The sequence below is a fragment of the Acidobacteriota bacterium genome, assembly GCA_016208495.1.
In the GTDB taxonomy this organism is placed as follows: Bacteria; Acidobacteriota; Blastocatellia; order Chloracidobacteriales; family Chloracidobacteriaceae; genus JACQXX01.
On record JACQXX010000070.1, the window covers coordinates 12565 to 26945 of the forward strand.

12 protein-coding genes are annotated in these 14381 nt (G+C 50.6%); 5 read left to right on the forward strand and 7 right to left on the reverse strand.

The window, feature by feature from the left end; translation table 11 throughout:
* Positions 1-144: 144 nt before the first annotated feature.
* The 3 genes from HY774_12785 to HY774_12795 form a co-directional block, all read right to left on the reverse strand.
* The gene (locus HY774_12785) at positions 145-1680 is read right to left on the reverse strand and encodes a glycosyltransferase family 39 protein (protein MBI4749360.1); all 1536 of its coding nucleotides are present in this window, start codon (positions 1678-1680) and stop codon (positions 145-147) included.
* 442 nt (positions 1681-2122) lie between these two features.
* Positions 2123-2911, reverse strand: a complete 789-nt coding sequence (locus HY774_12790) for a response regulator transcription factor (GenBank protein MBI4749361.1) — start codon at positions 2909-2911, stop codon at positions 2123-2125.
* Positions 2908-4038: a histidine kinase gene (locus HY774_12795; GenBank protein MBI4749362.1), complete on the reverse strand. Its 1131-nt coding sequence runs from the start codon at positions 4036-4038 to the stop codon at positions 2908-2910. Before HY774_12795 ends, HY774_12790 begins: the two co-directional genes overlap by 4 nt.
* Positions 4039-4448: 410 nt before the next feature.
* On the opposite strand from HY774_12795, the gene HY774_12800 reads away from it, so the two are divergent.
* The gene (locus tag HY774_12800) at positions 4449-7697 is read left to right on the forward strand and encodes a WGR domain-containing protein (GenBank protein ID MBI4749363.1); all 3249 of its coding nucleotides are present in this window, start codon (positions 4449-4451) and stop codon (positions 7695-7697) included.
* Positions 7687-9345 carry an SWIM zinc finger family protein gene (locus tag HY774_12805; GenBank protein ID MBI4749364.1) on the forward strand — a complete coding sequence of 553 codons (1659 nt, stop codon included), beginning with the start codon at positions 7687-7689 and terminating at the stop codon, positions 9343-9345. The genes HY774_12800 and HY774_12805 overlap by 11 nt, the downstream gene beginning before the upstream one ends.
* A 401-nt stretch (positions 9346-9746) precedes the next feature.
* Here HY774_12805 and HY774_12810 read toward each other — a convergent pair whose 3' ends face one another.
* Positions 9747-9923 (reverse strand): hypothetical protein, encoded by a 177-nt coding sequence (locus HY774_12810; protein MBI4749365.1) that lies wholly within the window; start codon positions 9921-9923, stop codon positions 9747-9749.
* 189 nt (positions 9924-10112) lie between these two features.
* Here HY774_12810 and HY774_12815 point away from each other — a divergent pair, with 189 nt between their 5' ends.
* Genes HY774_12815 through HY774_12825 form a run of 3 tightly spaced genes read left to right on the forward strand, consistent with a single transcriptional unit; the run spans position 10113 to position 12948 of the window.
* On the forward strand, positions 10113-10745 hold the full coding sequence (locus HY774_12815; GenBank protein ID MBI4749366.1) for a Uma2 family endonuclease: 633 nt from the start codon (positions 10113-10115) through the stop codon (positions 10743-10745).
* A gap of 54 nt (positions 10746-10799) precedes the next feature.
* Positions 10800-12353 (forward strand): RNA-directed DNA polymerase, encoded by a 1554-nt coding sequence (locus tag HY774_12820; GenBank protein ID MBI4749367.1) that lies wholly within the window; start codon positions 10800-10802, stop codon positions 12351-12353.
* Positions 12354-12405: 52 nt separating this feature from the next.
* Positions 12406-12948 (forward strand): hypothetical protein, encoded by a 543-nt coding sequence (locus tag HY774_12825; protein ID MBI4749368.1) that lies wholly within the window; start codon positions 12406-12408, stop codon positions 12946-12948.
* 136 nt (positions 12949-13084) lie between these two features.
* Here HY774_12825 and HY774_12830 read toward each other — a convergent pair whose 3' ends face one another.
* From HY774_12830 to HY774_12840, 3 genes are all read right to left on the reverse strand, one after another.
* Positions 13085-13222 (reverse strand): hypothetical protein, encoded by a 138-nt coding sequence (locus HY774_12830; protein MBI4749369.1) that lies wholly within the window; start codon positions 13220-13222, stop codon positions 13085-13087.
* Between the two features lie 76 nt (positions 13223-13298).
* Complete coding sequence (locus tag HY774_12835; GenBank protein MBI4749370.1) at positions 13299-13877, reverse strand: TerD family protein; 579 nt, start codon at positions 13875-13877, stop codon at positions 13299-13301.
* A 37-nt stretch (positions 13878-13914) separates the two neighbouring features.
* Positions 13915-14367 carry a DUF721 domain-containing protein gene (locus HY774_12840; protein MBI4749371.1) on the reverse strand — a complete coding sequence of 151 codons (453 nt, stop codon included), beginning with the start codon at positions 14365-14367 and terminating at the stop codon, positions 13915-13917.
* Positions 14368-14381: the final 14 nt, after the last annotated feature.

Below are 14381 nucleotides of genomic sequence, written 5' to 3' on the forward strand. Positions count from 1 at the left end.
GAATTTATGTCCTTTATGTCCTTTCGTCTTTTCTGACCCCGACTCCTGACAAGGTGACAAGGTGACAAGGTGACAAGGAGATCTTTTTCATCCCTCATCCTTCATCCCTCATCCCTTCGAAGACCCCCTGACCTCTAAACCCCACTAAATAAAATGTTTCGTCTTTGGCCAAACCTCGTGCATCGGCTTTTTCAAGCGCCGGCAAACAAAGATCGGCAGGTTGTTTTCATAGGGCATTGCATAGTCATCAACAAACACACCTTCAATTTTAACCTCTTCAAAGGATTGTTCATGGTCTTCGGCATCCCCGCCGATGATGATCATGACCTCACCGGTTTGATTGCCGGGTCCCCAAAAGAAATAGTTGTTGTGCCCACAAATGGCTTTCGGTAACCCGTAGCGTGTGCCGAAGAAATCCACCGCTCCGGCTTCGCCATAGTTTTGGGCATACACTCCGCATTTTTTCTGCTCTTCGGCTGGCAGTTTGTGAAATACCTCAGCCACCGTCACGACCATTTTTTCCCAGCCATGCATATCGGCAAAAAATTGTGGCAATTTGCCCATTTTGTGATTTTCAGACTTGGTGCCGGTGATTTTGAGTGATTTGGCGTAGCTGATGAAGGTTTCTTCCGGCAGCAACGGCATGGCGAGCGGCGCAACGATGATTCCGCCCAACACCAGTACCGTGGCATATGTCGGAGGGAGAAACCGTCCCCACCGTTGACGACTCAGGATTTCAATTGAAATGCCCCCAGCCGCAAAGAGGACAGGCAGAATCGGTGCCAGATAGTAGGGCTTTGCCTTCTGAACTAAAAACAATCCCAGAATCGCCACAAACATCCAGCCCAGGAGCCGAAATGGCTTTCCTTCACGCAAAACAAAGAAAAAGAACAAACTCCCCAGCGTCAACGGAAGCGTGAACGGATTGGCTTCCAGAGTGACCTGAATCAAAAACTCCGGTGGGGAAATCTGATAGTTTTTATAGCGCTGGGCATTGCGCATAAATTCAAGCGTTGGAAAGTCATGCGTGATTTGCCAGATGATATTTGGAAGGAATAAAAGCAAGGCAATCCCGGCACCAATCCAAATCCATTTGGAAAGAAAGTATTTTCTGGCTGGTGTCAGCAACAATCCCACAAACACGCCAAAACACAAAAAGAGCATGGACACTTTATTTTCCAGCCCCAATCCCGCGACCAGACCAAACCAGACCCACAATTTTGGTTCATCCTGTTTGAGAATTGCCACAAGCACGAGTGCTCCGAGCAGCCAGAACAGATGATCAAAGGCATTCATTGACAGGTAGTTATGAATGTTTAAAAACACCGGCGCCCCAATCGAAGCGATGGCTGCCAGAATTTGCGCCGCCCGATTCCCACCCAATTCCCGTGTCAGATAGCCGGTCAAAAAGGTGATTGTCGCGCCGCACAATGCCGGCAAAATCCGAATTGCCAGCAGCGACTCGCCAAACAGTGTCGTTGCCAGTTTGGCCACAACGGCCACCATCGGCGGGTGATCAACATAGCCAAAGGCGAGATGTTCGCCGCACGCCAGGTAGTAAAACTCATCCCGAAAATAGCCATAGCCTTTGATGGCAAATAAATGAATCAGGAGTTTAACCCCTGCCAGAAGCAACCAAAGCTTCACATCAGTCGAAAGACGCCACGAATCCCGGTTCATATCGCACCTCTTGGAATTATGAGTTATGAATGATGAATTATGAGGTCTATGCCAGCTAAGTATCTTTTATCCAATGAGATAGATTTATTCTGAGGCAACTGGCGGACTTCAACTGAAGGTTGAAAAATCTGCTTTTTTCATAATTCATAATTCATAATTCATAATTCCAGGCTGGTTTGACAACTTGCGGGGGACCACCGGGCTGCAATCAGGGACGTGCGGGCCTGGCCCCACAGCAGGCAAGGGCCAAGGTGACAGGGTGACAAGGTGACAAGGTGACAAAATGACAAGGTGACAAGGTGACAAGGTGACAAGGTGACAAGGTGACAGGGCATACACTTCAAGCGAAGGGTTTTAGGCCCGCAGGGTCGTTGTGTAATAGCCGTGGTGCGAAGCCCACGGTCTGGAGCAGACAAAATGACGATGTTTCATTCTCAATTCTTCATTCTTCATTCTTCATTCTGTTTCGGTTGAGCAATTCGGCTGCCCGGCCAACGTAGCGCCGGGTCCACATCAATTCGGTACCGTCGGTGAGGATGATGCGATATTCGCCGTGAAACCAGGGCTGGAGTTCACGGATACAGTCCAGGTTGACGATGCTTGAGCGATTGACCTGGACAAATTTTTGCGGGTTGAGCTTGAGGGCAAAATTTTCGAGCGTGCTGCGCAGGGTGTAGGTTTCAGTTTGGGTATGCAGATTGACGTAGTTTTTGGCGGCTTCCACCCAATGAATTTTTTCAACCGCCAGAAAAAAAGCCCGTTCGTCGAGTTCAATCAGGATGCGATCTGGAAAGGTGGGCGAGGCTGGCTGCAATTGCGCCAGCAGCGATTGCAGATTGTGGCTCAAATCGCGGTTGGTGCGGAGCTTGACCTGTTCTTTGGCCCGCGTAAGCGCCTGCCGGAACCGATCTGGGTCAAAGGGTTTGAGCAGGTAGTCCACGGCCTGGACTTCAAACGCCTGGAGCGCGTGTTGATCAAACGCAGTGATAAACACCACCACCGGGTTTGGTTCTCCGGCAATGGCTTTGGCCAGTTCAAGTCCATTCATTCCTGGCATTTGAATATCCAAAAAGACCAGCCCCGGCTTGAGACTTCGAATCTGTGCCAGCGCTTCCGAACCGGTGGACGCTTCGCCGACCACTTCAATTTCCGGGTCGGTTTCGAGCAGCCGACGGATTTTGCGACGGGCTGGACCTTCGTCATCCACAATCAGCGTTCGAATCAGCGTCATGCCGGTACTTTCTCCTGGAGCGAAGTTTGAAACGGCAGAGTCAGATGAACGGTCAGCCCGGCGTGGACGCCATTGTGAACCGCCAGTGTATGATGTTCGGGATACATCACTTGCAGGCGTTCGCGCAGATTTGCCAGCCCAACTTTGGTTGATTCTGACGGGGATCCATTTCCATTCAAACCTGGCCCCTGGTCGCTGACTTCAAGTTCGAGATGCAACCCGTTGATTTTGGCCGAAACATCAATCCGAATCTTGCCTGTTGTCTGGTCAACGCCGTGTTTGAGCGCATTTTCAACCAGTGGCTGCAGGACCAGCCGGGGAACGAGTGCTGGTCGGGCTTCGGCTTCGATTTCCAGCCTGACGGCGAGCTGTTCTTCAAACCGGGCCTGCATAATTTCAAGGTAAAGGTTCAGGAACTCAATTTCGTCTCCGAGCGGAATTTGCTGGGTGCTGGCGGTTTTGAGCGTGGCTCGGAGAAAATCACTCAGCCGGGCAATCATCCGGTCAGCTTTTTCAACGTCTTCATACAGCACTGCCGAGATGGTGTTGAGGGTGTTAAATAGAAAATGGGGTTGAAGTTGCAGTTGCAGTGCCTGAAGTCGGGATTGAGCGAGTTGTGATTCAAGTCGCGAGGCTCGCAGTTCCTGGTCACGCAATTCCTGATAGCGATCAAAGAGGTGGATAAACCCAACCACGGCTGAATACCAGAGCAACTGGTTGGGAAATTCCATCGGGTAGCGCAACGGCATATACCCATAGTCATAGACCCCGAGTCCACACAGGGAAAAAATGGCCTGCCGGGTCACTGCCATCAACGATGTATGCAGAAACGATTGAAGCACCACCGTACCGAGGTGGGCCGCCAGTGATTTGAGCAGATGCGGGCGATAGAGTCGAAACCGGCGGGCTGACCAAAACACCAGCGGCACCAGCAGCATGGCTGTATAAGCACCAGTCATTTCTTCAATCAGTCGAGTTAGAAATGTACCGGACTTAAACCGTGTCAAATCATCCAGATAACGGTAGGAAAACAACAACAGCCCATTGAGGGTAAAGAAGCCAAACACCATCAACCAGACAAATTTCTGGTTGCGCTTCTGGTCTGACTGGCTTATATCATTTGCCATACCGGTGCTCTCTTTCTTTTCCACTTTCCCAAAATAAAAAGGTTGACAAAATAAAATTACGGAGTAATTTATTGCCATTGGCCCAACCTTACGGGTTAAAGGTTGGCGATTGCTCGAAGGAAGGGTGGAGGATTGGTGAATTCAGGGGTAAAAGGAGTTTATCAACCTTTTTCCCTTCCGAGCAAACTCACAAATGATACCAGTCAGTAGTCAGTAGTCAGTAGTCAATAGTCAGTGGTTCATTAAGTTCATTTGATTGAATTATCATAAGTTTCATGAGATTGATTTTGGTAAGTATTTGATTTTTTGTGTTTTTCGTGTTTTTCGTGGTTAAAAATGCCTTGGGATTTTCAGTTGGATATTTACAAACACCCAACTCAAACCCTGACCCCTAATCCCTGAACCCCGATATGAAGCTCATCAAACAAACCCTTCTTTCATTTCGCGAAGGCTCATCCGACAAGGTCTATGAAGTTGACCTGTGTGAGGTCAGCCAGAATCGGTATGTGGTGAACTATCGGTACGGGCGACGCGGAACGACCCTCAAAGAAGGAACTCAAACCGTTTCGCCGGTCTCACAGGCTGATGGCGAACGGATATTTGCTGAGCTGGTCAAATCAAAAACCAAAAAAGGGTATCGTGAAGGTGCGTCTCCCGAACCTGCTCCCACGGAACCTGCCGCCAAACCCGCCACACCTCTCGGTCCGCCCAATCAGGAAGCTCGAAATCAACAAATTCTCCATTTACTGGCTCATCCTGAACTGGCCCAGCGCAAACCGGTCACTACCGGAGTTCTGGGGGCCGTTCGAACTGTCTTGAGCGGGCGGCAACCAGAGAAAAAGGGCTGGCCGCTGGAACGTGTCATCTGGCGCGCCGGGGAACTCAAACTCCGTGAAGCGGCCCCGCTCCTGATTCGATTGATTGGGACGGGTGATACACTTCGGGATTATTGCATTGCCTGGGCGCTTGGGTGGTGTGGGGATGAAAAAACAGTTTCAACTCTGGGCCGAATGTATGGTGACGCTGGCACCCAGGAGTTTGTCCGCCGGATTGCCTGCGAAGCCCTGCTCAAACTCTCTGACCCGGAAACCCGTGCTGAATTTCAATCGGATATGATTGACCGGCTGCCGTCGCCGCTCAAAGAAACTGCCCGTGCCGGGAAGCCGGAAGAGTTTACCTCAGCGTTGCGTGGCTATCTCGACAGCGGTGGACCGTCGCACTACGGCGTACTCGACACAATCTATCTGATTGACAATCAGACAGTTCGCCCGGCATTGCTTGGAATATTAAAAGGCGCGCCGCTTCGGCCAAATTACTTTCGGGCATTTCGGCACATTTTCAAAGCGGCTGAATATCGGCGTGATGCCGAAGTCTTTGGCCTCCTCGCCTATCGGTTTGAAAAAGAAAAACCGATGTTTCGGAAACTGGGGAGTTACAGTAGCTACTACATTGATGATTCGAGCCGGACCCATTCGAAGGAAGACGTCAAGAAGACACTGAAATCAGCCTCGTCAAAGCTGGCCTACAGCCAGAACACCCGCAATTTCTTGCGGATGCGAGTCTGGCGTACGCTTCGCCGGCTGGGTGAACTTGGCGACCATGATTTTGTGAAAATGGCGGTTGGCGTCTTGTTGCCGTATTCAGATGCGGATGCTCACCCCACGCGAACATCAACCCGGTATGTGGCGCGACCAACCACCAATCAACGTGGACGGCGCTCGGTGGACTATGTTGCGGTGACCAATCATTGGGACACGTTTGCCCCATATTTTGCCTTCAATGCCATTTTGTACCAACACAGCCCTCGATATTTTCGACAGAAGGAAAATATGGTCTGGCGCTGCAAACCCAATGCTCGCCCTGGTCAGCCTGTCCCGACGGTTCGCGAAGAAGCTTTTCCCAAACTCTGGGAGGCAATGCCGGTTGGTTTGCTCCATCTGTTATCGGAAAGTAACTGTCTACCAGTTCACCAGTTTGCAGTGCGGGCGCTCCGAGCCTGTGCTGAGTTTTGCAATCAGCTTCCGGTTGATGCGGTGGTGATGATGTTGAATCGGCCATATGAAGTGACGGCCCAGTTTGGGTTTGAACTGGCGAAGGTCCGATACAAGCCGGAAGTGCCTGATTTTGAACTGGTTCTGGCTGTGGCCAGTTGTGCGTATGGTGCTGCCCGTCAGCAGGCTTACCAGTGGGTCACCACCAGTCGTGACCAGTTTGTGAAGGACAGCAGTTTCCTGGCTGGACTGGCCTCCAGTTTTTATGCTGACACCCGCGTCTTTGCCCGGACACTGCTCCGCTCAGTTTCCTTTACCGAAGACGCCGCCCGAGCCTGCATTGTCAAACTGATTGCTCATTTACTGGTACTTGAACCCCAACAGGCCGAGCAGGCCAAAGATATTGCCGAAACGGTCTTTACCGTGTTTAGTGCGCAGTTGCGGACGATTGGACTCAATGTCGTGGCCGATCTGGTGACGCACCCGATGGTTGAAGTTCAGGAACTTGGCGGAAACATTCTGCTCAACCACGAGACCAAAGCCCACAACCTGCCGGAAAGCCTGATTCATGCGCTGATTCAATCAAATTTTGAAACCATTCGGGCGATTGGGATCCGGTTGCTGGGTGAGTTACCAGATGAAGTGCTCGTCAACCGCAAAGGTGTGTTGCGGGCAATTTGTGTTCATGCGCTGCCAGATTTGCGTCAGGCCATTCGGCCTCTCATTCGCCGCCTTGGCGCCACCGAGGCCCATCCTGACTTTATTCTTGGATTTTCGACACTCCTGCTTGAATCGCTCCTCAAACCACAACCCAACGATGGGGTCTACTCACATCTGGTGCTGGTCCTCAAAGAAGACCTTAACCCGATCTGGGCCCGCCAGGTTTCAAAGGAACTGGTCTGGCACCTGATCAAGTCCCGTGGTTCGGCTGCCCAGGATGTTGGCGGGTATTTGCTCAAGCTCAATGTTGCCTGGGCCGAGGACCTGACAACCGACGACATCACCCGGCTGTGCAATCATGAAATGCTTTCGGTTCGTGAAGCGGTTCAGGCACTGTTTCAGGCCATTGTGCTGCGATTGCGCGGAAATCATGAAGAAATGGGCAAGGCGATCCGGCTGCTTGATTCCAAATGGCCTGATGTGCGGCAGTTTGGCGTGAAGACCTTGCGCGAGGAATTTTCAGAAAGTGATTTTAATCCGCAGATTCTGGTTAGTTTGTGCGATAGTATCCGCCCTGATATTCAGCAATTTGGCCGCGAGATGATCACCCGCTACTTTACCGAAGCCGACGGCCAGGAGTATTTGCTCAAGCTCAGTGAGCACCCTGCGGCGACGTTGCAAATGTTTGCCACCAATTATCTGGAAGGGTATGCGGCTGGAAACGTCGAACGGCTAGGGCATCTAACCCCATATTTTGTGACCGTGCTTTCACACGTGAACAAAGCCAGAGTGGCCAAAACCCGCATTCTCCAGTTTTTAGAAGCCGAAGCCGTCAAAAGTGAAGCTGCCGCCCAACTGGTGGCCGAGATCATGAGTCGTCAATCAGTAACCATGGCAATCGGCGACAAGGCTTCGACGATTGAAATCATGGTCCGACTTCATCAGAAGTACCCATCCATCCCGCTGCCAATGGCAGTCAAACCCGCCGAGGTGCGCTATGCAGTTTGACTATGCTTACCGGGGAAACTCTGGTGTTGATAATCAGGCAAACCGCACCGCGCTGTCATTTGCGCCGGACCTGAAGCGCGAGCCGACGTTTTTTGTCGCTGAATTGCGGAAAAACATCGCCTTTCGCGAAGCCATCAGTGCTCTTCATGATGTGGTTGTTTCTGATTTGCGGTTTAAGCCCAAGGATAAAACAGCCTACAAAGAATGGGCTGCCCAACGTGAAGAGATTGACTGGCAACAAGTTACCTCAATGCGCAAAGAGGTGGCCGAAAAGATAAAAGTTCTGCAGACAGAGATGAATGAACTGAACCAGCGCAGTACCAGCCGCTGGGGCCCGTACTGGCAGGCGCAACGCCGGTTCTTTGATTATCTATATCAAAAAGAACGCGATGTCTGGTTTGTCCTGGATCCGGTCATCACCGTGCATCCTGACGAAGTGTTTTTCGAGTGTTTTAGCCAGGATGAATCGAGCTATGGTCGGCTGGGCGTCAACTATGATGTCTTCAAAAACATTGATGAAGTTTCCTACGGTACGACCAACATTGATTATTCAGCCGCACTCTATGACGAATTCCAAAAAATCCGCAGCTACAAATCAACCCGCTTTGTGATTGATCCAACTGGGTTTACGGCTGAGACTGGCGAGGATGAAGCCTATAAGGAAGTCAAAATTGACTTGCCGGAGAGCTGGGTGCGCGGGTTTTTGCAGGTCAGTTCGGCCATGTCATTGCCGACCACCTCGTTTACGCTGCACCCGATGGACATTCACAATTTGTGTTTTGTGTTGCGACGGCACAAGGAACGCCAGGGGCCACGGTCGTTGCGCTACCATTTGACCCCCGGTGAACCAGTCAAAATTGTGCTTGAACCCTGGGGAACGGAAATTCTTTGCCCTCGCTCGCCATATCTGGGCAAGGCTCAGGACGTGATTCGTGTCTGGGGCCGTCGGAGAATCCACATTCTGGAACGGCTGATCCCGGTGGCGAAATCCTTCACGGTCCACCTGATGGGAACCGGATTGCCATCCTTTTATATTGCTGATCTTGGGGATATGTCGTTCACGCTTGGTTTATCGGGCTGGACCATCAATGACTGGGCCAAAGCCGGGAACTTTGATTTGATGGCACCCCGAGCCGAAGTTGACGACTATACCAAACGGCTGGTGTTTGAAGCGCTCAAACGCCACTGGGCCGAACATCCTGACCAGCTTGCGGAACGGTTAAATCTGGATCGGGCGGTTGTTCTCGGCGCCCTTGGCGCATTTACCCAGGCGGGTCGAGCCATTTACGATCTCAATAAAGGCGTGTATCGGGCACGTGAACTCAGTCGTGAACCGCTTCCGATGGACAAATTGCGGTTTGCTAACCCGCGTGAAGAAAGCGCCACGCAGTTGCTTGTCAAAAACGTGGTGCTGGTGACTGCCAGCCAGGATGGACAGGGGAATCTGGTCCTGCAGGGCAACATTCGCGAGAATAGCCACATGTACCACACCTCGGTTACCATTGATCAGGACGAACGCATGATCAATGCTTCCTGTGCCTGTAACTGGCATCAACACAACAAATTGTACAAGGGTCCGTGCGAACATCTGCTGGCGACCCGGTTGCAATACCGGCGTCAAACAGAATCGGTGCGGGCAAGTGCTTAATAGAGGGCTTGGGGCTTGGGGCTGAAAGAACCAGTGGCCAAGAACCAAATAGTGGTTAGTGGTTAGTGGTTAGAAATCAATACTTTCGAAGAAGAACCAGGAACCAAGCACCAAGAACCAACCAGATTTTCCTTGCAACCCGGACGGTGGATCGCCGTCCTTGCGCGCAGTTTGAACCAGCATCACTGGTCTGCTCTTCACTTTGCACCCTAATGTGCTAATAGCCCAATCCCGGTTTGGATGTCCCACATCAAATGTGGGCTATTAGCACATGGGTGCTTGAGTTGAGCAAGCCCAGTCCTGAGAGGTTTTCGAAGGAAACTGGAATTTTTCTCGAATTATGAATTATGAAGTATGAGACAGTTAACTGTTTGATATCAATGAGATAGCTTTCTCATAATTCATTCTTCATAACTCATCATCAGTGGTTTGAAAATAGAGGGGCCTTGCAATCTGGGCGGTGGATCGCCGTCCGTGCGTGGAGTTTTAACCAGCATCACTGGTTCGCTCTTCACATTGCCCGAGAGCCCCGGATGCGGAACTAACGGTTTGGCTTGCCCCAAGCAAAGGTTCCGCATCCGGGGCGCTCGGGCTTGAGTTGAGCAGACCCAGTCCTGAGAGGTTTTCGAAGGCTATACCATTCTGGGATGAGATACTCGTAGCAGTTAAGTAACTCGAAAAACTAGAGTTAGTGAACTACTGACTACGGGCTACCAACTACAAACTGGTATTATTTTCAAACCACCGCTTTTTTCAGGAAGATTTTTATGGCGGCTGTACTCCCAAAACCTGAGTTGTGGCCTGTCGTGCTGAGATTTGACCCAGTCATCCAGATGACTGAGGGGCAGTTCTTTGACTTTTGTCAGCAAAATGATGACTGGCAAATTGAACGCACGGCGGGAAATGAGATCGAAGTCAGCCCATTGTCTGGAGGAATTACAGGACACCAAAATTTATTGGTTGCCTATCAGTTTGGCTCTTGGGAACAAGAGTTCCCATTGGGATTTTGTTTTGGTTCAAATTGTGGATTTATTCTCCCAAATGGGGCCGAGCGGTCACCAGATATTGCCTGGGTGGCAAATGAACGATGGGAGGAATTGACTGAAGCAGAGCAGGAGCACTTTGTTCCCGTTTGCCCAGACTTTGTTCTTGAACTTCGGTCCCCAACCGACAATCTCAGTCGTCTCCAGCAAAAAATGGAAGAATACATCGAAAACGGCGCCAAGTTGGGCTGGTTGATTGATCCGAAAAATATGCGAGTTTATGTGTATCAACCAGATCAGCCAGTTCAAACCCTTGAGAATCCTGCAGAGCTTTCTGGTGAGCCGGTGCTCAAGGGATTCACGCTGGATCTGGCTCAAATCTGGTCATCAAAACCCAGAATGAAAAATTCTAAATAGTTGAAAAAAAAGTACTACTGACTACTGACCACTGACTACTGACTTCGCCTACTCATTATGGACCAGCCACGCACTCGTCAGGAACTCTATGAACGCATTCGGCGGACTTCGCGCGAGGAGTTTATCCTTGAGGAAATGATCCGGCTTGGGTTTTGGCCGCGTGAAGGTCAGACGCCTTCGGATCCAGCCGATGAAATCCGTCGCCGCGGAGAACTGTCACGGGAGTTGACCAAGCTCCGGACAGAGAATGCCCGGTTGTACAATGAACAGGCGTTGATTCAGGAAATGCGTAAGCGCCGGCTGGCTGAATCGCGTCAAAAGCAACAGGAAACGAAAGCCCGGCACGAACGCGAACGCCAGGAACGGGCCCAAAAGTGGCGTGAGAAAAAACAACACGAAATTGTTTTTCTTGGAGAGAAAGTTTCCGGTGGGTTGAACTACACGGAATGTGACGAAGCTCGGTTAAACCAAAACGGGCTGTCAGCATTTTCCACGGCTGAAGACATTGCGGCGGCAATGGGGATTTCGCTGAGTGACTTGCGGTTTCTGGCCTTTGATCGAAAAACCTCGACCGTTTCGCATTATGTCCGATTCAAAATTCCCAAAAAAACCGGTGGCGAACGATTGATTTCAGCGCCCAAACCACACTTGAAGGCTGCCCAGGAGTGGATTTTACACACGATTTTGGAAAAGGTGACCCTTCACGAAGCTGCCCATGGCTTTCGGACTGGACGTTCGATTGTGAGCAATGCCCGGCCACACCTCAAAGCCGAAGTCATTATAAATATTGATTTAAAAGATTTTTTCCCTTCGATTGCCTATCCACGGGTGAAAGGGTTGTTTCGGTCGCTTGGGTATTCTGAACAAGCCGCAACCATTTTTGGCCTGATTTGCACTGAGCCGGATGTTGAGGAAGTCGAACTAGACGGAAAAACCTATTTTGTCGCGCTTTCAACCCGTCACCTTCCGCAAGGAGCACCAACCAGCCCGGCGTTGACCAATATTTTGTGCCGTCGGCTCGACCGAAGGTTGACCAAACTGGCTGAGAATCGGGGATTTGTGTACAGCCGGTATGCTGATGATTTGACGTTTTCAGCTTCGGGCAACGCAAAACAGAATATTTGCAATGTACTGCGCGGGGTGGAGTCCATTACCGCCCACGAAGGTCTGGCCATCAACACAGAAAAAACCCGCATTCTGCGCCATTCACGTCAGCAGGAAGTCACTGGCGTTGTGGTCAACGAAAAGCTCAATGTCTCGCGTGAGGAATTAAAGCGCTTTCGGGCCGTGTTGTTTCAGATTGAAAAAGATGGTCCAGAAGGGAAGCGGTGGGGAAATTCGAAGGATGTGATTGCTTCGATTCAGGGGTTTGCCAATTACGTGGCCATGGTCAATCCCGAAAAAGGCGCTGAGTTTCAGGCTCAGGTGAAAGCAATCATTCAGAAATATGGGTGGCAACGCCCGGCGTCGCATCGAAGGTCAATGGCCAGTTCTGAATCGCAGTATCCAGGTCCTGCTTCAGCTCCAGAACCGGAAGTGACTTCACCTGCCACCCCGGAATCTGAATCGTCGAAAAGCAATGATAAGAAGTGGTGGAAGCTGTTTTAAGTGAAAAGCGAGTAGCAAAATGAAGAGTGAGTAGCGAGTTGGATGACAGGCATTGAGTCAGGCTCAATCATTGTCTTCATTATTAAATAGTTTGATTTCATACACTTACCGAGGTCAGAGTATGGGATACACAACCACATTTTCTGGGGTGTTCTACTTCAATAAATCACTCACACCTAAAATCATTGAAAAACTGAGAGAGCTTGAGGGAATGGACGGACGTGATTTTGACGATGATCGTCCCCAGGGGTATTGTAAGTGGAATTTGACGAAGGATTTAAAGGGGTTGGCCTGGGATGGGGGAGAGAAATTCTACGGCTATATCGAGTGGCTCGAATGGATTATTAAACGAATTCTGAAACCTGCGAAAATTGAAATAAACGGAATGGTCGAATACCAGGGTGAATTTGTTGAGGATTGTGGCGCCATCATTGTAAAAGCCAATCAGGTACGACTGGCGAGAGTTTCAGTTCTGGAAGCATTGGAACTGAAAGCCTTTAAAGACTTTGTTTTAGATAGTGAATACGGTGAAGCCATTTGGGAGCTGTGGAGCCTGCATAAAAAGACGTTGCAGGAAAAATTGAGCCAATCATAAACTCAATGGCTGGTTCTTGATTCAAAGCAAAAGCCGTGGTTTTGAGAAACCACGGCTTTTGCTTTGAGTTGTGATTTGTCTGACCCGTCAGAGTAAGCAGGATTGAGCAAATGAGGGTGGAAAGCCAGCCTGGGTATCAAGCCATAAGCGCCAGGCTAAGGATTTGAGGCCCGCCGGGTCGTCGTGTCATAGCCGTGGTGCGAAGCCCACGGTCACGGCCAGGACGAGACCCAAGCCCGACAACAGCATCATTCAATGCCAACGGAAAGGACACGGGTTTTCTTATCCTGGTGCTCATGGGGTATCAAGCATATCGCTACTCGCTCTCCATATCACTACTCGCATCTTTCTCACCCAACATCCACGCCAAATTGACGAGCCATCGCCGCCAGGCCGCCCTTGTACCCCTGGCCAACAGCCCGGAACTTCCATTCATTGTTGTGGCGGTAAATTTCGCCAAAAATCATGGCTGTTTCAATACTGGCGTCTTCCGAAAGGTCATAGCGGACAATTTCACGGGTGTTTTCGTCATTCACAATTCGAATGAAGGCTGAACCAATCATGCCAAAATTCTGCCGTCTGGCTTCAGCATCGTGAATCGTCACACAGAACACCATTTTGTGAACATCACCCGGAACCCGGGTTAAATCAATGCGAACTGCTTCGTCATCGCCTTCACCCGCCCCGGTGCGGTTGTCGCCGCTATGGACAACTGAACCATCCGGCGATGTCAGGTTGTTGTAAAACACAAAATCATAATCACTGCGAACTTTCCCCGTTGCGGCCAGCATAAAGACACTGGCATCAAGGTCAAAATCCGCGCCGTCAGTGCCGCGTGCATCCCAACCGAGCCCCACCAGAACCTTTTTCAGCCCTGGTTCGCTTTTTTCGAGGGAAACATTGCCACCTTTGGAAAGTGAGATTCCCATTGTTGCCTCCCATGACAAAGTGTTGAAGAAACAAAAGTTAGCGTTTTGAATCGCGAGACGGATGATTGAGATACCGGGTCGCGGTTCGTAAGTATTGATCCCTCAGTTTGGGATCTTCGATGGTGTTGGCTACATCCAGTAAATCAGGGTCAGGTGGTGGAAGTGGCTGCAGTGGAAGGAGCGTCGGGAGTGACCGTCGCTTTTCTTCCACCCAGGCTGAATCCACGACGATCTGAATGCGGGCCACGAGTGGCTGACCCAGGGTAGAGTTTAACCGGAATAAAACTTGGTCGGTGAGGGTGTCAAGTTGTTTTTTCCATCGCTGATCAAGTGTGGCCACGGTTAAAAGCTTGCCTGAGAGGCTGACGGGAGCGCTGATTCGAGACGTCGCCTGTCCAACTGCCAGGTCCCAGGCCGCAAAGCAGGCACTCTCCAGAATTTCTTCATTTTGCCCTGCTGCCTTAATCATCAGAGGCAGCAATCGTGACATACTTTCCATAACAG

Coding starts and splice junctions, on each gene's coding strand:
- HY774_12815 (MBI4749366.1), top strand. CDS start 10,113: ATGGCGGCTGTACTCCCAAAACCTGAGTTGTGGCCTGTCGTGCTGAGA.
- HY774_12840 (MBI4749371.1), bottom strand. CDS start 14,367: ATGTCACGATTGCTGCCTCTGATGATTAAGGCAGCAGGGCAAAATGAA.
- HY774_12800 (MBI4749363.1), top strand. CDS start 4,449: ATGAAGCTCATCAAACAAACCCTTCTTTCATTTCGCGAAGGCTCATCC.
- HY774_12805 (MBI4749364.1), top strand. CDS start 7,687: ATGCAGTTTGACTATGCTTACCGGGGAAACTCTGGTGTTGATAATCAG.
- HY774_12835 (MBI4749370.1), bottom strand. CDS start 13,877: ATGGGAATCTCACTTTCCAAAGGTGGCAATGTTTCCCTCGAAAAAAGC.
- HY774_12810 (MBI4749365.1), bottom strand. CDS start 9,923: ATGCGGAACCTTTGCTTGGGGCAAGCCAAACCGTTAGTTCCGCATCCG.
- HY774_12785 (MBI4749360.1), bottom strand. CDS start 1,680: ATGAACCGGGATTCGTGGCGTCTTTCGACTGATGTGAAGCTTTGGTTG.
- HY774_12795 (MBI4749362.1), bottom strand. CDS start 4,038: ATGGCAAATGATATAAGCCAGTCAGACCAGAAGCGCAACCAGAAATTT.
- HY774_12790 (MBI4749361.1), bottom strand. CDS start 2,911: ATGACGCTGATTCGAACGCTGATTGTGGATGACGAAGGTCCAGCCCGT.